The organism is Arthrobacter sp. 05N425 (assembly GCF_056397125.1).
Genome location: NZ_JBFTMU010000011.1, coordinates 47,388 through 69,084 on the forward strand (window position 1 = coordinate 47,388; position 21,697 = coordinate 69,084).

Here is a 21,697-nt window from a genome sequence, read left to right on the forward strand (position 1 = left end):
GGGGATCCGTGCCGCGCTTCGCCGGCACCCACGCCCCCACACGGTGCGCACCCCTTAGGCTCGCATCGTCCGCCGCCGGCGCACGCCGGATTCCCAAAGGACAGAATTTTGATGAACAAAGCACTGACAATCTCCGCCACCGCCCTCTCCGCGATCATCGCCCTGGCCGGCTGCTCCGCCAGCACCGGCTCCGGCAGCAGCATGCCCGGCATGGACCACGGCAGCGCGGGATCGAGTTCCGCGCCCGCAGCCGCGGACCACAACGGCACGGACACCATGTTCGCCCAGGGGATGATCCCGCACCACGCCCAGGCTGTCGAAATGAGCGAGATGATGCTCAAGGAGCAGGGCATCGACCCCAAGGTGACCGCCCTGGCCGGCCGCATCAAGGCTGCCCAGGGGCCGGAGATCGAACGGATGACCGGCTGGCTCCGGAGCTGGAACGAATCCACCCAAATGCCGGGAGGCCACGTCATGTCCGGCATGGTGAGCGATGACGGAATCCGCCAGCTCGACGCCGCCACGGGCACCGAGGCCGCGAAGCTGTTCCTCACCCAAATGATCGCCCACCACGAGGGCGCCGTCGAGATGGCCAACGCGGAGGTCCGAAGCGGCAAGAACCCGGACGCGATCAAACTGGCCAGGGACATCGCCGCCTCCCAGACGGACGAAATCAAGGAAATGAAGGGACTGCTGGCCGGCCTCTAGGCTCAGCTGCCGGGGCCGAGCGGACACTTGTAGCCCTGACCGGGCCCTCGGAGTGTGCCCAAGTGTCCGCTCGGCCGGCTCCCGGGCGTGGGAGCCGGTTGACACCCCAGTGTGACCTCTGCCATATTTGAGGGGTGAACCTGTCAGACAGCCGGACAGCCGGACAACCACTCGCCCGCCTCAGCGCGGCCGAGGCCGTCTTTAACGTCCTGCGCTCCGAGATCGAATCCGGCAAGCTCGGCATCGGCGCCAAACTGAGTTCCGAAGCCACGCTCGCCCAGCAGTACGGCGTGAGCCGCTCCGTGGTCCGCGAGGCCCTGCGTTCCTGCAACGCCTTGGGGCTTACCGTCACAAGGACCGGGCGGGGCACCTTCGTCGTCGCCGACCATGTGGCCAAAGACCTGGTCCTGGGCCAGTATTCCGCCCTGGACCTCACCGAGGCCCGCCCCCACATCGAAGTTCCGGCCGCCGGGCTCGCCGCGGAACGCCGTTCGGCGGAGGAACTGGACACCATGCGGGACATCGTCGCGGCCATGACCGCCGAGGACGACCCCGAGGTGTGGGTTGGCCTGGATTCGAATTTCCATGCCCTGATCGCGAAGGCCAGCCGGAACAAGGTCTTCGAGAACGTCGTCGCGGACATCCGCGAGGCCCTGGCACATCAGTCGGAGACCCTGAATATGGTGGCGGACCGCCAGCACGCCTCGGATGAAGAGCACCGGCGCATCCTGGCCGCCATCGAGGCCGGCGACGCAGCAACGGCGCGAATCGCCATGAGCCAGCACCTGCACGCCGTTGGTCTTGCCCTCGCCTCGATCCTGCATCCCCACGCCGGCGTGTGATCCGGCCCAGCGGGCAGACCCAGCAACAGCACCTTGACCAGCAACGAACACCTCCACTGCTAAGGACGCAATGATTTCCCCTGCCGTCGCGCACATTCCAACTCCAGCGGCCCCCGCGAGGCTCCCGCAGCATGTCCCACTTGCGGTCCAGACCCGCAACGGCGTGGCCGAGAGCGTCCACTACGGCTCGGCCATCGCCACCGCGGCGGACGGCCGCACCCTCCTGGCCGCCGGCGAGCCGCTCGCCCCGTTCTACCCGCGCTCCGCCCTTAAGCCCCTGCAGGCCGTCGCCATGGTCCGCGCCGGCCTCGACCTCCCGGAGGAGCTCCTCGCGCTAGCCGCCGCCAGCCACTCCGGAGCCACCGTCCACCGCGACGGCGCGCTGCGCATCCTGGACCTGTACGGCCTCAACCCCGCTGACCTTGAGAACAGCACCGACCTCCCCTACGGCGTCCGCGAACGCGAGGAATGGCTCGGCGGCGGCGGCCAGGCCACCCGGCTGGCGCAGAACTGCTCCGGAAAGCACGCCGCGATGGTTGCCACCTGCCTCGTCAACGGCTGGCCCGTCCGGGGATACCTGGACCCCGCGCACCCGTTGCAGCAACTCGTGGCCCGGACCGTGGCGGAGTTGACCGGCGAGCAGCCGGAGCGCGCCTCCACCGATGGCTGCGGCACCCCGCTGTTCGCCCTGACCCTGCGCGGCATGGCCCGCGCCTTCGGCCAGCTGGCCTCGGCAAAGGGATCCGACAGCGCGGAGGCTGCCGTGGCCCACGCGATGCGCTGCCACCCCGGGATGGTGGCGGGCGAGGACCGGGATGTCACCGCGCTGATGCGCCTGGTCCCCGGCCTCCTCGCGAAGGACGGCTTTGAGGGCGTCCAGCTCGTGGGCCTTCCGGACGGCCGCGCCGTCGCCGTCAAAATCTCCGACGGCGGGGACCGCGCCCGGATGCCTGTCACCGTGCGCCTGCTGGAGGCGCTCGACGTCGACACCTCGCCTCTGACGGGGCTCGCCACGTCAGCTGTGCTGGGCGGCGGCCGGCCCGTCGGACTGCTGCAGGTCACCGATTTCCTCGCCGCCCCCGTAACTTTCAACGACCCCCACGCCCTATAAGGACCGCCATGACCCCGCTCGACGAACCCGCCGACTTCCGCTCCGAACATGACCTCCTGGGCGACCGGGATGTTCCCGCTGACGCCTACTGGGGTGTCCACACCCTTCGGGCCGTAGAGAACTTCCCCATCACCGGCCAGCCGCTGTCCTCCAACATGTACCTGGTCCGGGGGCTGGCCGCCGTGAAGCTGGCTGCCGCCCGCACCAACCACGAGCTCGGGCTGCTCGACGCCGAGCGCGCCCGGGCCATCGAGGACGCCTGCACCGATGTCATGAGCGGCAAACTCAGCGAGCAGTTCGTGGTGGACGTCATCCAGGGCGGTGCCGGAACGTCGTCGAACATGAATGCCAACGAGGTAATCGCGAACCGGGCCCTGGAAATCCTTGGACACCCGAAGGGCGACTACGCACGGCTGCACCCCAACGACCACGTCAACCTCAGCCAGTCCACGAACGACGTCTACCCCACCGCGGTCAAACTCGGCACGATCTTCGCCGCCCGGGAACTGCTGGAAGCCCTCACCGAGCTGGAAGAGGCCTTCGCCGCCAAGGCCGTCGAATTCCGCACGGTGGTGAAGATGGGCCGCACCCAGCTGCAGGACGCCGTCCCCATGACGCTGGGGCAGGAGTTCGGCACTTACGCCGTCACGATCGGCGAGGACCGGCTCCGCCTGGCCGAAGCCGACCTGCTGATCCACGAGATCAACCTCGGCGCCACAGCGATCGGCACCGGCCTGAACGCCCCGGCGGGCTATGCAGAGGCCGCCTGTCGGCACCTTGCCGAGATCACCGGCCTGCCACTGGTCACGGCGGCGGACCTGATCGAGGCCACCCAGGACGTCGGCGCCTTCGTGCATCTCTCCGGGGTGCTGAAGCGGGTGGCCGTGAAACTGTCCAAGATCTGCAACGACCTCCGGCTGCTCTCCTCCGGCCCGCGCGCCGGCTTCGGCGAAATCAACCTTCCGGCCGTGCAGTCCGGCTCCTCCATCATGCCCGGCAAGATCAACCCGGTCATCCCGGAGGTGGTCAGCCAGGTGGCCTACGAGGTCATCGGCAACGATGTCACCATCACCATGGCCGCAGAAGCCGGCCAGCTCCAGCTCAACGCCTTCGAACCGATCATCGTCCACAGCCTCCACAAGAGCATCTCGCACCTGGAAGCGGCCTGCCGCACCCTCACGGCCCGCTGCGTCCGGGGTATCACCGCCAACACCGAACGGCTCCGCCTGACGGTGGAACAGTCAATCGGCCTCGTCACCGCCCTCAACCCGCAGCTGGGCTACGCGACCGCCACGGCGATCGCGCAGGAAGCCCTCGCCACCGGCAAGGGAGTCGCGGAACTCGTACTCGAACACGGGCTGCTCACCGCCGAGCAGCTCACCGAACTGCTCAGCCCGCAGCGACTGGCCAACCTGAGCAAGTAGCGCCCCCTCGAACCCCGAAGGACCCCCATGACCTATCCAGAAACTGCCCGCGCCCAAAAACCGCCGGCCCAGGAACAGCCAACCCCGCAGCAGGGCATCTCCGACCACACTATTCCGGCGCATGCCCACGCCTCCGAGGCCGCACTCCATGCCGAAGACCAGGGCTACCACAAAGGCCTGAAACCACGGCAGGTCCAGATGATCGCGATCGGCGGCGCCATCGGCACCGGCCTGTTCATGGGCGCCGGCGGCCGACTCGCCACCGCCGGACCGGCCCTGATCATCAGCTACGCCCTCTGCGGGTTCTTCGCGTTCATGATCCTGCGCGCACTCGGCGAACTCGTGATGCACCGGCCGTCATCAGGCTCCTTCGTCTCCTACGCCCGCGAATTCTTCGGCGAGAAGGCCGCGTTCGTCACCGGCTGGCTGTACTGGCTGAACTGGGCCATGACCGCGATCGTGGACATCACCGCCGTCGCGCTGTACATGAACTTCTTCAAGAAGTACTGGGCGCCGATCGCAGATGTACCGCAATGGACCTGGGCCCTTGCCGCCCTGATCCTGGTGCTGGGCCTGAACCTCATCAGCGTGAAGGTGTTCGGCGAGCTCGAATTCTGGTTCGCGCTCATCAAGGTCGTGGCGCTCGTGTCCTTTTTGATAGTCGGCATCTACTTCGTCATCTTCGGCACCCCCGTCGCCGGCCAGGAGGTCGGCTTCACCCTGATCGCGGACAACGGCGGCCTGTTCCCCAACGGCCTGCTGCCGGCAATCGTGGTGATGCAGGGCGTTGTGTTCGCCTACGCATCGATCGAGCTGATCGGCACGGCGGCGGGCGAGACGGAAAACCCGGAAAAGATCATGCCGCGCGCCATCAACACCGTGATCGTACGCATCGCCGTGTTCTACGTCGGCTCACTCGTGCTGCTCTCGCTGCTGCTCCCCTACAGCTCCTACAAGGCCGGTGAAAGCCCGTTCGTGACGTTCTTCGGTTCCATTGGTGTGGACGGCGTGGACGCCATCATGAACCTGGTGGTCCTGACCGCGGCCCTCTCCTCGCTCAACGCCGGCCTGTACTCCACCGGCCGGATTATGCGGTCCATGTCCGTTTCAGGGTCCGCGCCGAAGTTCGCCGCCCGGATGAACAAGGCAGGCGTGCCTTACGGCGGCATCGCCCTCACTGCCGGCGTGGCCGTGCTGGGCGTCATCCTGAACGCCGTGGTCCCGTCCGAGGCCTTCGAGATCGTCCTGAACGTGGCGTCGCTGGGTATCATCAGCACCTGGGCCATGATCGTCCTGTGCCAGATGCAGCTTGCCCGGCTGGCAGCCCGCGGGGAACTGCTCCGGCCCGCGTTCCGGATGCCCGGCGCACCCGTCACAGGCTGGATTACGCTCGCGTTCCTGCTCGCGGTGCTGGTCCTGATGGCGTTCGACTCGCCGGTGGGGACCTGGACCATAGCGTCCCTTGTGGTCATCGTCCCGCTTCTGATGCTCGGGTGGCGGCTCTGCCGGCACCGCATCCTGGAGATCGCCGCGGTCCGCGACGGCTTCACCGGGCCGTACCCGCTGGTGGCCAACCGGCCTTCCGGGAACTCCGGGAACTCCGGGAACGAATAGAACCGGGCCGCCGCCGCCCAACTAGCTCGCACTTGTTGTCGTTTTCAGGGCTCAAAACGACAACAACTGCGAGCTAGTTGGGTGGACGGGCGGCGTAACGGAGAGTACCGGAGCGCTCCCGCCGGGTGCCTGTCGCCTAAGCTCGGAACAACAGTTCCACTTGGCTCAGCGACGAACCACCCGGGAGACACCTCATGACCAACTGGCGGATCAGGGATTTCCATTCGGCCGACCTGGACGGGATCCTGCACCTCTGGGAATCCCTCAAGGCCACTAATGTCGAGCCGGTCTACGCGCTCTCCGAGGTCCTCGCCTCGTGCGAGAAGGACCACGCCGTCGTCGCGGTGCAGGGCGAGCAGGTGGTGGGTGCCGCCGTCGGCCGCGCCGCGCACGACCAGGGCTGGATCGTCTTCCTGGCCACCCTGCCCGAGTTCCGCGGCCGCGGAATCGGCACCTCGCTGCTGGCCTCCGTGGAAAACCGGATGGCCCCGCACGGGCTGAACAAGCTCTCCGCCCTCATGCCGGAGTCCGAAACCCGCGTCGAGGCCTTCCTGAGCCGCGGCTTCGTGCTGAAGAAGAACCTGCGCTATTTTGAACGCAAGATCCCGGTGCAGCGCCAGGAACTCGAGCCGCTGAGCCAGCTGGGCGGGCGGATCCTGGCCCGCGACCTCTGGGAAAACGTCGCCGGCATGCGCAACGAGAAGGAACTCCTGGAGCGCCGCCTCGTCCTGCCGCTGGCCGAAGCCGACCTGGCCGACGAGTATGGCGTCGTCCCACCGCGCGCGGTCGTGCTGTTCGGCCCTCCGGGCACCGGCAAGACGACCTTCGCCAAGGCGATTGCGTCCCGGCTGGAGTGGCCCTTTGTGGAGGTTTTCCCCTCCCGGCTCGCCGCCGACCCGTTGGGACTGGCCGGGGCCCTGCGCGAGACCTTCCTGGAGATTGCCGAGCTGGAGCATGCCGTCGTGTTCATCGACGAGGTGGAGGAGATCGCCTCGCAGCGCTCCGGCGAGCCGCCGTCGCCGCTGCAGGGCGTCACCAACGAGCTGCTGAAGATCATTCCGGCCTTCCGCGAACAGCCCGGCCGGCTGCTGGTCTGCGCCACCAACTTCATCCGCGCCCTGGATTCCGCGTTCCTGCGCCACGGCCGCTTCGACTACGTCATCCCGATCGGCCTGCCGGACCGCCTGGCCCGCGAGGCCATGTGGCAGCGCTTCATCCCCGCCACCGTGGTGGACGATGTGGACGTGGAGCTGCTGGTGGATCGCACTGAGGGCTTCTCTCCCGCCGACATCGAATACGCCGCCCGCAGCGCCTCCCAGCGTGCGCTTGAGAAAGCCGTGTACGACGACGGCGGCGCGTCCGTCCGCGAGGCGGTCCGGAAGGGCCCGGCGACGCAGGACTACCTCGACGCGATCGCGGACACCCGGACCACCGTCAGCGCGGAAGTACAGCAGGAGTTCCTCGAGGACATCGACCTGCTGGGCCGGGTCTAGCCCTCCGGGTTGCCGTCGTAGGAGAGGTTCTCGTAGTCGGTGTCGTCGGCCTCGTCGAGCATGTCATCGAGCTCCTCGAGCAACCACGGGTTGATCCGGGCCAGGATCTTGCGGGTTTCCTCCACCGGAACCGCGGCGTACAGCACCGGCCGGGCCTCGTCGTAGCGGGTGACCGGCGGCTTGTCCGGCCACTTCTCCGCCAGCGCCTTGACCCGTTCGGGCAGGGAGTTGTGCGCATTGTCGGCGATCTTGACCAGGGTGGCATCGTGGTCCTCGGCGATATAGCGGATGCCGGCCTGGTAGTCGTCCGGGTTCTCGTGCAGCCGCTTCGTGACCCGCTCGATGATGTCCACGGCCCGTTCGGGGACCCCCATCTCCAGCAGCGCCTGCCGCGTCATCGGAGTGTCCTCGGCGATGTCGTGCAGGTATCCGGCGATCCGGATGTCGTCATCGAAGTCGGCCAGCGCATCGCCGACGGCGATCACATGCTCGCGGTAGGGCCGCTTGAGCTTGTCCTTCTGCCGGTTGTGGGCCACCTCGGCGAGGACCCTGGCCGTCTCGACGGTAAACCCGGTCTTCGGCGCGGCCGCTTCCATGAACTCTGGTTCTGACATGCTTCCAGCCTACGCGTCGGGGCCGCCCATCCCCGGCCACACCCACGGCTCCCGCGGCAGGCCCGCGGGATCGAACACGGCCAGCGCCTGCCGCAGGGATCCCGCAGGCAAACCCAGGGATTCCAGCAGCGCGTCCCGCACCTCATCGACGGCGACCCCCACGGCAGCAAGATCCGCGAGCGTCACCGCACCGTCACGCTTGGCCAGCCGGGCGCCGTCGGCGTTCAACACCAGCGGCACGTGGGCATATTCCGGAACGGGAATATTCAAGAGGGAGGCCAGGTAGGCCTGCCGCGGAGTGGATGGCAACAGATCATCGCCGCGGACCACCTGGTCGACCCCCTGCGCGGCATCATCCACCACCACGGCCAGGTTGTAGGCGGTGACCCCGTCATTGCGGCGGAGCACGAAGTCATCCACCACGCCGGTGAAGCTGCCGTGCAGCACGTCCCGAACTGTCGCCTCGGCGACGGCCGCGCGGAGCCGGACCGCCGCAGGCCGGACCGCCCGTTTGCTCGCACGCTCGGCCTCGCCCAGGTTCCGGCAGGTGCCCGGGTACGCGCCCTGCGGGGCGTGCGGGGCGGACGGCGCCTCCTGGATTTCGCGGCGGGTACAGAAGCATTCGTAGGTCAGCCCGGCCGCGGTCAGCCGGTCGATCGCGGCGGCGTAGAGGTGCTCCCGGTCCGTCTGACGGACGACGCCGCCGTCCCAGTCCACGCCGATCGCCGCCAGATCACGGAGTTGCCCGGCCTCGGCACCCGCGCGGGCGCGGTCCAGATCCTCGACCCGCATCAGGAAGCGTCGGCCGGTAGACCGGGCAAAGAGCCACGCGAGGATGGCCGTACGGAGGTTGCCCACGTGCAGCTCGCCGGAGGGGCTGGGGGCGAAGCGTCCGGCTGATGTCATGGGACAAGCCTATGCGGCGCAACACAAGAGCCCCTCAGCCACCGATGACTTCGGACGTCCGACGTCGGGGGCTCAGGGGCTCTTGCCGTTAAGTGTGTGCGGAAAGACGATGCGTGAACAAGAGTCAATCAGCGGCGGGCTCCTTGCGGGATGCCTCATCCAGGGTCCGGGAGGTGTGCCGGGGGATCTGTAGCCTTCGGGTGCCGGCGGTGGCCCGCATCCCTTGTTGCCACTATTTGAGCAGTAGCCATACAGTTGGTGCAACGGGCGCCGCGCTCGTTGGTCAGATTGACCATTGAGAGCTTCGACTATTGGCAGGAAGTGGTCAGATTGCAGCAGCTCGACTCGACGGATCGCCGGATCCTCCTGGCCCTGGATGCTGACCCGCGGGTCCCCATCATGGTGCTGGCCCAGAAACTGGGCCTGGCCCGCGGAACTGTCCAGTCCCGGCTCGAGCGAATGACGGCGTCGGGCGCGCTCCGCCCGAACAGCAGCCGGGTGCTGCCCTCCGCACTTGGTCGCGGAGTGGCAGCGGCGGTGAGCGCCGAACTGGACCAGAGCCACCTGGATGAGGCGATCGCCGCGCTGCGGAACATCCCGGAGGTGCTCGAATGCCATGCGCCCGCAGGCGACACCGACCTGCTGATCCGGGTGGTCGCCACGAGCCCCGACGATCTCTACCGGGTTTCCGAGGAAATCCGGCTGTGTCCGGGGATTGTGCGGACGTCCACCAGCATGTTCCTGCGCGAGGTCATCCCCTACCGGACCACAGGGCTGCTGGAAGGCTAACCGCCCGGATCACACGGGCGGGCCGGTATTCGCTTTCAGGTTCTTCATGACCAGCGTCGAGGTTAGACGCTCGACGCCGGGCAGCGAGGTCAGCTCGGCGTCGTAAAAGCGCTGGTACGCCGGGAGGTCCTCTGCAATGACCTTGAGCAGATAGTCCGGCTCGCCGAAGAGCCGCTGGGCCTCGACGATGTTGGGGTTCTCCGCCACGCGGTTCTCGAAGATCTCCATGGTGGCGCGGTCCACCTGACGCAGCGTGACAAACACAATCGCTTCGAAGCCCAGCCCGACGGCGGCCGGATCGATGTCGGCGCGGTAACCGCGGATGACGCCGGACGTCTCCAGCTCGCGAAGCCTCCGGTGGCACGGCGCCACGGTGAGCCCGACCTTCGCCGCGAGCGCCGTGGCAGTCATCCGGCCGTCTTCACGGAGGTTGCGCAAAATACTTCTGTCAATATGGTCAATCACGCAATAACCTTACCGTCGGCACGGCTTTACGGGCGAAATCAGTAAGCACTTTTGGCCCGAAAATTCCTAGGCTTACTCCTAGAGCCCACCGTCAGGAGTCCGCCGTGAACCCCCAGCTGTTCCTCGCCTTCATCGGCGTCGCCGTGGCCCTCGCCTGCACCCCGGGCGTCGACTGGGCCTACTCCATCGCCGCCGGGCTCAAGGACCGCAGTTTCGTGCCCGCAGTGGCCGGCCTCTGCGGCGGCTACGTCGTACACACCGCACTCCTGGCCGCCGGGCTGGCCGCCGTGATCACGGGCATGCCCGGGCTCCTGGGCTGGCTTACGGTGGCGGGCGCGGGCTACCTGCTCTGGCTGGGCGTCAGCACGGTACGCTCCTGGCGGGGCGCCAGCTTCGGCGGCCAAGCCGCCACCGCGCCGGCCCAGGGCAACCAGTTCCGGGTCTTCCTGCAGGGCATGGGCACCAGCGGCATCAACCCTAAGGGGCTACTCTTCTTCGTTGCCCTGGTCCCGCAGTTCGTCAGCACCGACGCCGCCTTGTCCGTGCCGCTGCAGTCCGGCCTGCTGGGGCTCACCTTTGTCCTGTTGGTGGCCGTGGTCTACAGCTGCGTGGCGCTCTTGGCCCGGAAGCTCCTGCACACCCGGCCCGGCGCTGCCCGCCGGGTGACGCTGGCCAGCGGAATCATCATGGTGGCGCTGGGCCTGGTGCTGCTGGGCGAACAGCTGGTGCCGCTGGCTGCGCAGACCATCTGGCAGTAGCCCTCCGGCAACCGCCAGGACGGCATCATTCCCCGTTCAACTGCTTCCATTCCTGTTCCCAAAGCCTGCGTTCCTCCACGTCCTTGCGGATGACCTCGAAAGTTTCCAGCTGGGCGGGCCGGCCGCGCAGCCAGTCGCGGGGATTCAGTGATTTGCGGCCGTTGTCCAGGAGCAGCAAGGCGCGGTCGGTCAGGGCATCATTTCGGAGTGCCAGATGGGTCTTCCGCCGCCGGAGAACTTCCTTCACCGCCGCTTGGGAGGCCGCCGCGGCACCAAGGCGGCGCAGTGACCGGGCGCGGATCAGCAGCAGCGCGGCCGAGAGGTCGTCGGCATTCAGCAGCCCCTCCGTCCAGACCATCACTTCCTTGTCCCGGCCCATCGAGAACGCCACCGAGCACCGGGCCAGGGCCGCGGGCAGCGACGGCGGAAGCGAGGCCACGGTTTGCAGCGCTGCCTCCAGGTGGCCTGTCTCCCGCAGGGAGTGCGAAAGCGCGAGGAACACCGCTTCCTCGCTGAAGAGAACCGGAACCTCGATGCGCTCGGCTACTTCGACCCGGGTGACCACACGGGTCAGATAGCCGGACGCGAACCGGTTGGCGTCGTCGTCGTTCCCGGTGGTGAGTCCGCGCTGGAGGAGCTCCGAGGCCCGCAGGTAGCCGCCCTGCTTGTGCGCCAGGAGACCAGCCAGCACGTAGCAAAGCCCGGCCCAGCCCGGGTAGGCGCGGCCCAAGGCGATCAGCCGGTTGGGGTCGGTGTTGTGGAAGGTCGCCTCGTACACCGCCTTCGCCGCTTTTCCGGGCATCCGCTTGAGCCGGGGGGTGGCGCCGTCCACGCTGAGCAGCGCCCCGTTCCGGCCGCCCAGGGCGGTATGCAGGATGCCGCCGACGCCGTCTGCGATGTCCCGCACCGGCGTGCGGACCTGCGGGACGCCGAACGGGGTGAGGTCACGGGTGTCGCGATAGATGGGTCCTGGGGACTGTCCGGCGCTCATTCTTCCATGCTAGTAGTGCACCCTTGGCAGCCGGTGGAAGGGCTAACTGGCGGCAGCCACCCAGACGCCGATCACCCAGGTGCTCGCGGCAAGGCAAGCCAGACCGAACTCCACCAGCATGCCCACACCGGTGGCCTTCAAGGCCGCCCAGCTGGTGGTCATGGCGGTCCGGAAATCCCGGGTGCGGTGGGATTCGCTGAGTAGCAGGCCGGCGGCGAACCCCACGAAGAGTCCTACCACCGGGATGAGGAACATGCCCGCCACCCCAAAGACCAGGCCTGTCACCACGCTGCGGCTGGGAATGCGGTGTTCCTTGAGTTTGCGGCCGGTCAGCACGGCGCTGGCCGCCATTCCCGCCAGCACCAAGGCCAGGCCAACGCCAAAGACCACCCAGCCGGTGGTTCCCGCACCGCCCCACAGCGCCCAGGCCAGCAGGCTGAGGCCGATCAGGATGCTGCCGGGGAGCACAGGGATGACGATGCCCGCCACGCCCACCAGAATAGCGAGCCCGCAGAGGACGGTCACGATGATCTCGGGGTTCATGCCCCCAGTTTAGGGTTGGCCACGGCGGCGGCTGGTTATTCCGCCTCCACCGCCGCGGCTACGGCCGCCGACACGGCCGGGGCCACACGCGGGTCCAGCGGGCTCGGCACGATGTAGTCGGCAGAAAGCTCGTCCTCGGCCAGGTCCGCGATGGCGCGGGCCGCGGCGAGTTTCATCGCCGGAGTGATGCGGCGGGCACCGGCGTCGAGGGCGCCGCGGAAGATGCCTGGGAACGCCAGCACATTGTTGATCTGGTTGGGGAAGTCGCTGCGGCCCGTGGCGACGACGGCCGCATACTTCGACGCGACCTCCGGCAGCACTTCGGGATCCGGGTTGGAAAGGGCAAAAACGATCGAACTGTGGTTCATCAGCTTCAAGTGCTCCTCGTCCAGCCGGGAGGAGGAGACGCCGATGAACACGTCCGCGCCGAGGAGCGCCTCGCCGGGGCCGCCGGAGACGCCGCGGGGGTTGCTGCGGACGGCCAGCTGGGCCTTCTTGCTGGCCGGGTCCGCGGCGATGTCCGCGCGGTCCCGGTTGATCACGCCGCGGGAGTCCAGCAGCACGACGTCGTCGATGCCGGCGGTCAGCAGGATTTCGGCGACGGCAATCCCGGCCGCGCCGGCACCGGAAACCACCACGCGGAGTCCCTTGAGCTCGCGGGCCGTCACCTTCGCGGCACCGGTCAGCGCGGCGAGGACGACGACGGCGGTGCCGTGCTGGTCATCGTGCATGACAGGGCAGTCGAGGGCTTCGATCAGCTTTTCCTCGAGTTCGAAGCAGCGCGGCGCCGAAACGTCCTCAAGATTAACCGCGCCGAAGCTGGGACGCAGCCGGACCAGAGTCTCGACGATCTCGTCGACGTCGGTCGTGTTGAGGACAAGCGGGATGGAGTCGAGGTCGCCGAACGCCTTGAAGAGGGCGGACTTGCCTTCCATGACGGGCAGCGCGGCGCTGGCGCCGATGTTGCCAAGTCCGAGCACTGCGGTGCCGTCGCTGACCACGACCACGAGGCGCTGGGCCCAGGTGAGGGTCTTGGCCAGTTCCGGGTTGGCTGCGATGGCGCGGCTGACCTGGGCGACGCCGGGCGTGTAGGCGATGGACAGATCGCGCTTGCTGGCGAGCGGGACGGTGCTGGAAATCGAGAGCTTGCCGCCTTGGTGGGAGGCGAAGATCTCCTCGTCGCTGAGCGCCGCTACCGGCGCTTCTGCGGCCCCTTCGGGGGCAGTGGGATCGGCGGGAATGGTCGTTTCAATGGACACGTCGTTGTCTCCTGGGGCTCACCGTGGGCATACGGCACTTGGCTGCTGGGGCACAGGGTGCCCGAGATGGTCTGGCGGAACTCCGGCGGCGGCCCCGGGGTGGCGGGCCTGCGGGTGAAGCTCCGGAAGTGCTGGCGCTCGCGCCGCTCCGGTTCTGCCATGGTAAGCAACGCGGTCGCCGGCCGGAGATTCGGCCGGACACATTCCGGTAACTGGTCTAGACCGGCTGTGCGGCCTGGCGCCCCCGGGACAGCAGGGAGCAGGCCTTCTTCAGGTCCTCTTCGGCCTCGAAGAGCGAGAGCCGGCGGCAGCGGACGGACTGCACCAGGCCGGTGACGGTGAGCAGCAGGACCCGCGAGACGGCGGGGTCGCCGCTGACCGCGGTCACTGCTTTCTCCGCCGTCGCGTCAATGTCCCGCAGCAGGCGGGTGGTGTCCGTGTCCTTCGCGTAGACCGCGCGGGTCAGGCATTGCTCCACTGCGGGCTGCATGAGGCGCATGTGGAAGATTTCCATCACCGCGCCCACCAGGGCGTGCACCGGCACCCTGGTCCCCGCCGGCCATTCGCCAAGGTGCAGCTCGCCGAGCTGCTTGCGGTACAGGGCCAGCATCAGCTGCGTCGAGGAGGGGAAATAGCGGTACAGGGTGCCCAGCGGTACGTCCGCCCTGGCCGCCACCTCGGAGAGAACCACGGAGTCGAGTCCCTTGCGGGCAAAGCCGGCTGCGACGTCGAGGATCCGCGCATAGCGCAGGCGCTGCCGGGGCAGGGTGGGCGGCGGGGCCATTGGTGGAAGATCTGAAGGAAATTCAGGCATCAGCAGCGTTCCGGGGTCGTTTTTCTCGGCAGCCGGGAGGGTTAGTCCACAGCACTGCCGCGGCGATCCCGTCCACTATACGGCACGGTGTGGGGCCGTTTGCCAGTCACACGGACCCCCGGAACGCCTAGTCCACGCCCTTGATCTTGACCACGAAGACAGCGCCGAGCAGGCCGATCACCGCGGCCGCGACGTACAGCGAAACGTACCCTCCCCAGAGCGCCACGAAGGGGTAGGCGATGAGCGGCGCGATCACCTGCGGCAGCGAATTGGCGATGTTGATGACCCCCAGGTCCTTGCCTCGGTTCAGCGCCGTCGGCAGCACCTCGGTAATCAGGGCGAAGTCCACGGCGAGGTAGGAGCCGAAGCCGATGCCCAGCACCGAGGCGCCGATCAGCGCCCCGGGCCAGGTCGGGGCGAATGCGAGGATCAGCGCGGCCGCGGCGATGACGGCCGAGGAGAGGATAACGAGCGGCTTGCGCCGGCCCATCCGGTCACTGAGCCGGCCGCCGATCACACTCGTGATGATCACCATGACCGCGTACAGGCCGGTGAGGATCAGGACGCCGAACTCCGCCTCGATGCCCTGCGTCTGGGGCAGGCGCACGGCATCGGTGAGGAAGAACAGCAGGTACAGCGTCACCATGTGGTTGCCGATGTTCACGAGCAGGCGGGTGAGCCAGGCCCAGGCGAAATCCGGGTATCGGGCCGGGGAGATCCAGAAACTCCTGGCAAATTCGCCCAGCTTGAACGGCGGGCGGCCGTGCCGCGGCAGCGCGACGTCGTCGTTCTGGAAGAAATACAGTCCGACGCCGGCCAGCAGCGCCACGGCGCAGAACGCGTAGCCGAGCGCGAAGTTGCCGGAGACGACGGCGGCGATCACGGCGCCGATCAGGATGCCCACGGTCTGGCCCATTGCGGCGAGCCCGCCCACGGTGCCGCGCTGCGGTACCGGCACCCGGTCCGGGATGGCGGCGGTGATGGCGGCGTAGGCTCCGTTGCAGCCGGCCTGCACGAGGCACCAGAGAATGGTCATGACGGCGACATTCGGGGCGCCGGCGAGCGCCGTGAGGGCGGCCGCGCCAAGAATGGCACCGAAGAGGACCCACGGCACGCGGCGGCCGCGGCGCGCAACCGTCCGGTCGCTCAAGGCGCCGAACAACGGGTTGGCCACGAGCGAGACGGCCGCCCCCGCCCCGGTCACGAGGGCCAGGATTGCCTCCTTTTCGCCCTCGTTGAAGGCCGCCGCCTGCTGGCCGAGCAGCACCTGCAGCGGGCCGAAGAAGGCCGCATTAATGCCCACGTTGACCAAGACCACACCCGCCGTCCAGACCGGGCGGACACGGCGTTCCGGCTCGGCAAGGGCCGGTGCCGCGGCATTGGACAGGCTCATGTGGTTCCCCCCGGAACTGGTGACTGAAGCTGATGATCAGTGTGGGCCCAGACTATCGTGGGCAGCAACGCCCACCGCTTATTCACGCAGCCAAGGAGAACCAGTGCCAGACCAGCCCTCAAATCCCGTCAACACCGCCGACCTCTACGACGAGCGTGGCGAGGAGCTGGACTCCATCTCCTTGCAGTTCCAGTCGCTCGGCGGCCACACCCACTTCAGCGGACCGGTCCGGACCATCCGCTGCTTCGAGGACAACGCCCTGGTCAAGGCCATGCTGGGCACGCCGGGCAACGGCGCCGTGCTGGTGGTCGACGGCGGCGGCTCGCTGCGCACCGCGCTGATGGGGGATTTGATCGCGGCGAGCGCCGTGGAGAACGGCTGGGCCGGCGTCGTGATCAACGGTGCCATCCGGGACCGGGTGGCGGTCGCCGGCCTGCCGCTCGGGGTTAAGGCGCTCGGCAGCAACCCGCGCAAGAGCGCCAAGGCAGGCGCCGGGGAGGCCGACGTCGAGCTGGACATCGACGGCGTCGCCGTCCGGCCCGGCCAGCTGATCTGGTGCGACCCGGACGGCATCCTGCTGGAACGCTGAGCGGATGGGCGGGAACTGGACGGCAACGCCCAAGGAGCCGGTGCGGGCGGGAACAAAGCAGGCCCTAAGATAGTTACTGAAAGCAACCTTCCTGCTTGACCCCAAAAAAACTTCCCCTTGGAGCGGTTATGTCCAAAACCACGTCCTCACGCCTGCCCGGAGAGGTCTTGACGCACCGTCAGACCATCACCGTCATGGTGGGCCTCATGCTCGGCATGTTCCTGTCCTCCCTGGACCAGACGATCGTGTCCACGTCGATCTACACCATCGCCAACGACCTGGACGGCCTCTCGCTGCAGGCCTGGGCAACGACGGCGTACCTGATCACCTCCACCGTCAGCACGCCGCTTTACGGCAAGCTCAGCGACATCTTCGGACGGCGGCCGCTCTACCTCGCCGCGATCCTGATCTTCCTGGCCGGCTCGCTCTACGCCGGCTCGGTCCACTCGATGACCGAGCTCGCGATCGCCCGCGGCATCCAGGGCATGGGCGCCGGCGGCCTGCTGGCCCTCGCGCTGACCATCATCGGCGACATCGTGGCGCTGAAGGACCGCGCCAAGTTCCAGGGCTACTTCATGTCCGTCTTCGGCATCTCCTCCGTGCTGGGCCCGGTGATCGGCGGCGCCTTTGCCGGTTCCGCCAACATCCTGGGCTTTGACGGCTGGCGCTGGGTCTTCTTCATCAACATCCCGATCGGCCTGGCCGCCCTCGCCGTCGTCTTCCTGTACCTGCACCTGCCGGCCAAGCACCTGAAGCAGAAGATCGACTACTGGGGCGCCGCCGCCATCACCCTGGCGATTGTGCCGTTGCTGCTCGTCGCCGAACAGGGCCGGACCTGGGGCTGGAGCTCCACCGGGGCCTTCCTCTGCTACGGACTCGGCATCATCGGCATCGTCGCGTTCCTGCTGGCCGAGAAGCGCGCCGGCGACTACGCCCTGATCCCCCTCCGGCTGTTCCAGAACATCACCTTCGGACTCTCCTCGCTGCTGAACTTCATCATCGGCGTCGGCATGTTCGGTGCGATCGCGATGCTGCCGATGTACCTCCAGCTGGTCAAGGGCCTCACCCCCACCGAGGCCGGGCTCATGATGATCACCTTCACGGTGGGCATCCTCACCGGGTCCATCACGGCCGGCCGGACCATTTCGGCGTCCGGCACCTACCGGATCTTCCCGATCCTGGGCACCGCCGTGTTGACCGCGGCCGCCGTCGTTATGGGACTCTCGCTGGGCGTGGATACGCCGCTCTGGGTCCCCGGCGCGATTGCTGTGTTCTTTGGCCTGGGCCTGGGCTTCTGCATGCAGCCGCTCACCCTCGCCATGCAGGTCTCCGTTCCGGCCAAGGACATGGGCGTGGGCACCTCCTCCGCCGCGTTCTTCCGCTCCATGGGCGGTGCCGTGGGGACCGCGGTGTTCATTTCGATGCTGTTCAGCCTCGCGGCGGACAAGATCGCCACCGGCATGAAAGCCGCCGCGCAGAACGCGGACTACCTCAAAGTGCTCAAGGACCCGGCCGTTGCCGCCGACCCCGCGAACGCCAAGCTTTACGAGTTCTTCAAGAACGGCGCCAGCAACGACTCGCTGAACGACACAAGCTGGCTGCACACCGCGAACGCCAGCCTGACCCGGCCGATCACCGAAGGATTCGCCCAGTCGATCGACGCCGTCATGCTCACCGCCGCCGTGCTCACCGGCGTCGCCTTCCTGATCAGCTTCGCGCTGCCGAACAAGAAGCTCACGGACCCGAAGGCCGCCGCCAAGGAGGCCGTCCCCGCGCACTAGGGCACACGCCGCAGCACGTCAGGGCAGGCAGTCTTTTGGACTGCCTGCCCACGCTTTTGGCCGCCGGGACGCGGCCTTCCAGGGCCGCCGACGTCGAAAGTGGGTCCGGCGTGACGCCGCCGGTGGGCCGCACGGCGCATCTCCTCCGGAATTGTAAGCTTGCTCTCATTTTCCCGTCCTGTGACGTGCATCGCGGCATCCCCGGTGTCAGACTGGGTAGCTGCGGCGTGAGCCGCTGACCACGAATTGCCGAGGGAGCCACATGACCACCACCCAAGACCAGACCGTCGCCAAGATCCCCAAGCGGGTCATTTGGCTGGCCGTGGCGGGCGCCGTTGGCGGCTTCCTCTTCGGCTTCGATTCCTCGGTTGTCAACGGCGCAGTCGACGCCATCAAGGAGGAATTCGCGCTCAGCGAGGCCGTGACCGGGTTCGCCGTCGCCGTCGCCCTGCTTGGCTGCGCGGCCGGCGCCTACCTGGCCGGCAAGGTCGCGGACCGTTACGGCCGCATCCCCGCCATGAAGCTCGGCGCGCTGCTGTTCCTGGTCAGCGCTTTCGGCACCGGCTTCGCGTTCGGCGTCTGGGACCTGATCTTCTGGCGCCTCGTCGGGGGCCTGGGAATCGGCCTCGCCTCGGTGATCGCCCCGGCCTACATCTCCGAGATTTCACCCCGCCACGTGCGCGGCCGGCTGGCGTCGCTGCAACAGCTCGCCATCACCACCGGTATCTTCGCGGCGCTGCTCTCCGACGCCGTCTTCGCCAACTTCGCCGGCGGCGCCGACCAGAACCTGTGGTTCGGCATCGAGGCCTGGCGCTGGATGTTCATCGCCGGCGCCGTCCCCGCCGTCGTCTACGGCTGGATCGCCTTCACGCTTCCCGAATCGCCGCGGTTCCTCGTGTTCAAGGGCAAGGACGAGGAAGCCCTCAAGGTCTTCGAATCCATCGCCCCGGACGAGGACACCGACCGCCACCTGCGTGACATCAAGAAGGCCATCGAGGAGGACAAGCTCGCCGGCCAGAAGGGCTCCCTGCGCGGCAAGGCGCTTGGCCTGCAGCCGGTGGTGTGGATCGGCATCATCCTGTCGGTGCTGCAGCAGTTCGTCGGCATCAACGTGATCTTCTACTACTCCACGACGCTCTGGAAAGCTGTGGGCTTCCAGGAGAAGGACTCGCTCACGATTTCCGTGGCGACCGCGATCACCAACATCCTGGTCACCCTGGTCGCCATCGCACTGGTGGACCGGATCGGCCGCCGCCCCATCATGCTGGCGGGTTCCATCGGCATGGCCGTCTCGCTGGCGACCATGGCCTTCGCCTTCGGATCCGCCACCGGATCCGGCGATGCGATCACGCTCCCGGGCGCCTGGGGCCCCGCCGCCCTGGTGGCCGCCAACGTCTTCGTGATCAGCTTCGGCGCCTCCTGGGGCCCGCTGGTCTGGGTGCTGCTGGGGGAAATCTTCCCGTCCCGGATCCGCGCCCGCGCCCTGGGCCTGGCCGCGGCGGCCCAGTGGATCGCGAACTTCGCCATCACGCTGAGCTTCCCCGTGATGGCGGCAGCCTCGCTGCCGCTGACCTACGCCATGTACGCCGTGTTCGCGGCGGCGTCGTTCTTCTTCGTGATGTTCAAGGTGCCGGAAACCAACGGCATGGCGCTGGAGCACGCGGAGACGCTGTTCGTGCCGAAGGGTTCCGCGAAGAAGTAGCCCCCGCGGCATTGCACGAACAAAAAGTTGAGGCCCATGTTCCGCGGAACATGGGCCTCAACTGTAGGTCCGGCGGGTTAGACCAGGTGCGGCTCGTGCGTGCTCAGGTACCGCCGCCCGCCGAGGACCACCGCGATCGCCAGCGCCATGGCGACGGCCGCGGCGAAGAACGGAACCTGGGGCCCGAAGTGTTCCCCCAGCTGCGCCGCGGCGAACGGCGCCAGTGCGCCGCCCATCCAGCGCACGAAGTTGTACCCGGCCGAGGCCACGGGCCGCGGCGAGTCGGAGACGCCCATGGCCAGCTCGGTGTAGATCGTGTTGTTGATCCCCAGCAGGGCGCCGGAGGCCACCACGAGGACGACGACGGCGGGCACCGAGTGCCCCGCGGCCAGGCCGAGGCCGGCCAGGTCCAGGAGCAGCAGCGCCAGCGTGCCGCTCAGCACGCGGACAGCCCCGAAGCGCCGCTGCAGCGCGGGGGCGACAAACACCGAGAAGACGGCGACGGCGACACCCCAGCCGAAGAACACGCCGCCGATCCCGTAGGCGTCCATCCCCAGGATGAACGGGGTGAAGGCGAGGATGGTGAAGAAGCCGTAGTTGTAGAACAGCCCGCTGGCCGCCGTCGTCCGCAGGCCCTTGTGGCCCAGTGCCAGCAGCGGGTCCCGGAGCCGGACCTTCCGTTCCGGCAGCGGGGTCTTGGGCAGCAGGGCGATCAGGGCGATGAAGGCCGAGGCCATCAGGACGGCGGTGCCGAAGAACGGGGCCCGCCACTGCCACCCACCGAGCAGGGCGCCCAGCAGCGGGCCGAGTGAAATGCCCAGGCCCAGCGCCGCCTCGTAGAGGATGATGGCGGTCCCGGCGCCGCCGCTGGCGACGCCGACGATCACGGCCAGGGCGGTGGCGACGAAGAGGGCATTGCCCAGCCCCCAGCCGGCACGGAAGCCGACTAGTTCGGTCACGCTGCCGGAGAGGCCGGACAGCGAGGCGAACACCACGATGATGGCGAGGCCGGCCAGCAGCGTGCGCTTGCCGCCGATCCGGGAGGAGACGAAGCCGGTGATCAGCATGGCGATGGCGGTGACCATGAAGTAGCTGGTGAACAGCAGGGACACCTGGCTGGGGGTGGCGTCAAGGTTCTTGGCGATGGCGGGCAGGATGGGATCCACCAGCCCGATTCCCATGAACGCGAACACCGCCGCCAGGGCCGTGGCCCAGACCGCCTTGGGCTGCTTGAGTAGCGAGGCTTTTTCGGCCTCAAGGGTTGATGTTGCTTCCGGCGCGGGGGCCGTGAGCTGGCCGTCCATGGAGGGCGCTCCTAAGGTTGTGGGTTCTTGCTGTCGTTGTTCCTGGCAGGCAGTGGCCTGGCTGTCAGGGCTGCAGGCTCTCGTTGATCTTGCCGATCACCGGGATGGCGGCCGCGAGGGCCTGCCGTTCCGCATCGGTGAGTGAGCCGAGGATCCCTGCCATGACCGCGTTGCGGCGGGTGTTGGCCGATTCGACGGCGGCGTGGCCCTCGGCGGTGAGCTTGACGCGGACAGCCCGGGAGTCGGCCGGATCCGCCTCACGCCGGACCAGCCCGGCCCGTTCGAGCTTGATGATCTGCTCGGTGGCGCTGGGAACCTTGACCCCGAGGTTGCGGGCAATCTCACCCACCCGCACGCCGTTGGCCCCGGCGCTATCTTGGGCGCTGTCTTCGGAGCTGTCCAGCAGCATCTTGAGAGTGCTGAGCTGGGCGGCGCTGAGTTCGCCGTCGGCGTCCAAGCGCCGGACCAGGTAGATGCTGTGGCGCAGGGCTTCCCGGAAATCCCGGGAGAGGGCGAGCAGGCCGGGATCCGGCAGCGAGTGTTCACTCATACTTAGGGAGCCTAACAGTTAGGCGGCCTAAGAGTCAACGGTGCGGC

Annotated in this window: 21 protein-coding genes; 11 read left to right on the top strand and 10 right to left on the bottom strand. The window is 68.0% G+C overall.

The features are described from left to right. Positions 1–111 precede the first annotated feature (111 nt). The 6 genes from AC1DGE_RS13470 (at position 112) to AC1DGE_RS13495 (ending at position 7,192) form a co-directional block, all read left to right on the top strand. The gene (locus AC1DGE_RS13470) at positions 112–708 is read left to right on the top strand and encodes a DUF305 domain-containing protein (protein WP_476917622.1); all 597 of its coding nucleotides are present in this window, start codon (positions 112–114) and stop codon (positions 706–708) included. 134 nt (positions 709–842) lie between these two features. Beyond that, positions 843–1,550: a FadR/GntR family transcriptional regulator gene (locus tag AC1DGE_RS13475; protein ID WP_476909654.1), complete on the top strand. Its 708-nt coding sequence runs from the start codon at positions 843–845 to the stop codon at positions 1,548–1,550. A 70-nt stretch (positions 1,551–1,620) separates the two neighbouring features. Beyond that, positions 1,621–2,661, top strand: coding sequence for an asparaginase (locus AC1DGE_RS13480; RefSeq protein WP_476917623.1), 1,041 nt, complete (start codon positions 1,621–1,623; stop codon positions 2,659–2,661). A gap of 8 nt (positions 2,662–2,669) precedes the next feature. Then, positions 2,670–4,085, top strand: a complete 1,416-nt coding sequence (locus AC1DGE_RS13485) for an aspartate ammonia-lyase (RefSeq protein WP_441419258.1) — start codon at positions 2,670–2,672, stop codon at positions 4,083–4,085. A gap of 27 nt (positions 4,086–4,112) precedes the next feature. Next, positions 4,113–5,699: an amino acid permease gene (locus tag AC1DGE_RS13490; RefSeq protein ID WP_476917624.1), complete on the top strand. Its 1,587-nt coding sequence runs from the start codon at positions 4,113–4,115 to the stop codon at positions 5,697–5,699. 194 nt (positions 5,700–5,893) lie between these two features. Then, a complete protein-coding gene (locus AC1DGE_RS13495; protein ID WP_441419256.1) occupies positions 5,894–7,192 on the top strand; it encodes an ATP-binding protein in 1,299 nt (432 codons plus the stop codon). Here AC1DGE_RS13495 and AC1DGE_RS13500 read toward each other — a convergent pair. Both AC1DGE_RS13500 and gluQRS read right to left on the bottom strand, forming a co-directional pair. Beyond that, entirely contained in the window at positions 7,189–7,806 is a 618-nt protein-coding gene (locus tag AC1DGE_RS13500; protein WP_441419255.1) for an HD domain-containing protein, read from the bottom strand. The two genes, AC1DGE_RS13495 and AC1DGE_RS13500, sit on opposite strands and share 4 nt — an antisense overlap. Before the next feature lie 9 nt (positions 7,807–7,815). Next, positions 7,816–8,712: a tRNA glutamyl-Q(34) synthetase GluQRS gene (gluQRS, locus tag AC1DGE_RS13505; protein ID WP_476893409.1), complete on the bottom strand. Its 897-nt coding sequence runs from the start codon at positions 8,710–8,712 to the stop codon at positions 7,816–7,818. A 330-nt stretch (positions 8,713–9,042) separates the two neighbouring features. Here gluQRS and AC1DGE_RS13510 point away from each other — a divergent pair, with 330 nt between their 5' ends. Continuing rightward, positions 9,043–9,501 carry an Lrp/AsnC family transcriptional regulator gene (locus AC1DGE_RS13510; RefSeq protein WP_476893436.1) on the top strand — a complete coding sequence of 153 codons (459 nt, stop codon included), beginning with the start codon at positions 9,043–9,045 and terminating at the stop codon, positions 9,499–9,501. A gap of 9 nt (positions 9,502–9,510) precedes the next feature. On the opposite strand, the gene AC1DGE_RS13515 is transcribed toward AC1DGE_RS13510, so the two are convergent. Then, positions 9,511–9,966 (bottom strand): Lrp/AsnC family transcriptional regulator, encoded by a 456-nt coding sequence (locus AC1DGE_RS13515; protein ID WP_175323527.1) that lies wholly within the window; start codon positions 9,964–9,966, stop codon positions 9,511–9,513. Between the two features lie 104 nt (positions 9,967–10,070). Between AC1DGE_RS13515 and AC1DGE_RS13520 the strand changes: the two genes are divergently transcribed. After that, complete coding sequence (locus AC1DGE_RS13520) at positions 10,071–10,724, top strand: LysE family translocator (RefSeq protein WP_476917625.1); 654 nt, start codon at positions 10,071–10,073, stop codon at positions 10,722–10,724. Between the two features lie 25 nt (positions 10,725–10,749). Here the strand turns inward: AC1DGE_RS13520 and AC1DGE_RS13525 are convergent, their stop codons facing one another. The 5 genes from AC1DGE_RS13525 to AC1DGE_RS13545 form a co-directional block, all read right to left on the bottom strand. After that, positions 10,750–11,715 carry a hypothetical protein gene (locus AC1DGE_RS13525; RefSeq protein ID WP_441419252.1) on the bottom strand — a complete coding sequence of 322 codons (966 nt, stop codon included), beginning with the start codon at positions 11,713–11,715 and terminating at the stop codon, positions 10,750–10,752. Between the two features lie 42 nt (positions 11,716–11,757). Then, positions 11,758–12,258 carry a DUF456 domain-containing protein gene (locus AC1DGE_RS13530; RefSeq protein WP_476909658.1) on the bottom strand — a complete coding sequence of 167 codons (501 nt, stop codon included), beginning with the start codon at positions 12,256–12,258 and terminating at the stop codon, positions 11,758–11,760. Between the two features lie 35 nt (positions 12,259–12,293). Further along, positions 12,294–13,499, bottom strand: coding sequence for an NAD(P)-dependent malic enzyme (locus tag AC1DGE_RS13535; protein WP_476917634.1), 1,206 nt, complete (start codon positions 13,497–13,499; stop codon positions 12,294–12,296). A 235-nt stretch (positions 13,500–13,734) separates the two neighbouring features. Next, entirely contained in the window at positions 13,735–14,331 is a 597-nt protein-coding gene (locus AC1DGE_RS13540; protein ID WP_476917626.1) for a TetR/AcrR family transcriptional regulator, read from the bottom strand. A 127-nt stretch (positions 14,332–14,458) separates the two neighbouring features. After that, positions 14,459–15,724 (bottom strand): MFS transporter, encoded by a 1,266-nt coding sequence (locus AC1DGE_RS13545; protein WP_441419249.1) that lies wholly within the window; start codon positions 15,722–15,724, stop codon positions 14,459–14,461. A 103-nt stretch (positions 15,725–15,827) separates the two neighbouring features. Here AC1DGE_RS13545 and rraA point away from each other — a divergent pair, with 103 nt between their 5' ends. The 3 genes from rraA to AC1DGE_RS13560 all read left to right on the top strand — a co-directional run bounded on the left by rraA (position 15,828) and on the right by AC1DGE_RS13560 (position 19,796). Next, a complete protein-coding gene (rraA, locus tag AC1DGE_RS13550; RefSeq protein WP_441419248.1) occupies positions 15,828–16,313 on the top strand; it encodes a ribonuclease E activity regulator RraA in 486 nt (161 codons plus the stop codon). Between the two features lie 128 nt (positions 16,314–16,441). Beyond that, positions 16,442–18,094 carry an MDR family MFS transporter gene (locus tag AC1DGE_RS13555; RefSeq protein WP_441419247.1) on the top strand — a complete coding sequence of 551 codons (1,653 nt, stop codon included), beginning with the start codon at positions 16,442–16,444 and terminating at the stop codon, positions 18,092–18,094. Positions 18,095–18,356: 262 nt separating this feature from the next. Beyond that, the gene (locus tag AC1DGE_RS13560; protein ID WP_476917627.1) at positions 18,357–19,796 is read left to right on the top strand and encodes a sugar porter family MFS transporter; all 1,440 of its coding nucleotides are present in this window, start codon (positions 18,357–18,359) and stop codon (positions 19,794–19,796) included. Positions 19,797–19,873: 77 nt separating this feature from the next. On the opposite strand, the gene AC1DGE_RS13565 is transcribed toward AC1DGE_RS13560, so the two are convergent. Then, complete coding sequence (locus AC1DGE_RS13565; protein WP_476893407.1) at positions 19,874–21,100, bottom strand: MFS transporter; 1,227 nt, start codon at positions 21,098–21,100, stop codon at positions 19,874–19,876. Between the two features lie 64 nt (positions 21,101–21,164). Then, positions 21,165–21,650, bottom strand: a complete 486-nt coding sequence (locus tag AC1DGE_RS13570; RefSeq protein ID WP_476917628.1) for a MarR family winged helix-turn-helix transcriptional regulator — start codon at positions 21,648–21,650, stop codon at positions 21,165–21,167. Between the last annotated feature and the right edge of the window lie 47 nt (positions 21,651–21,697).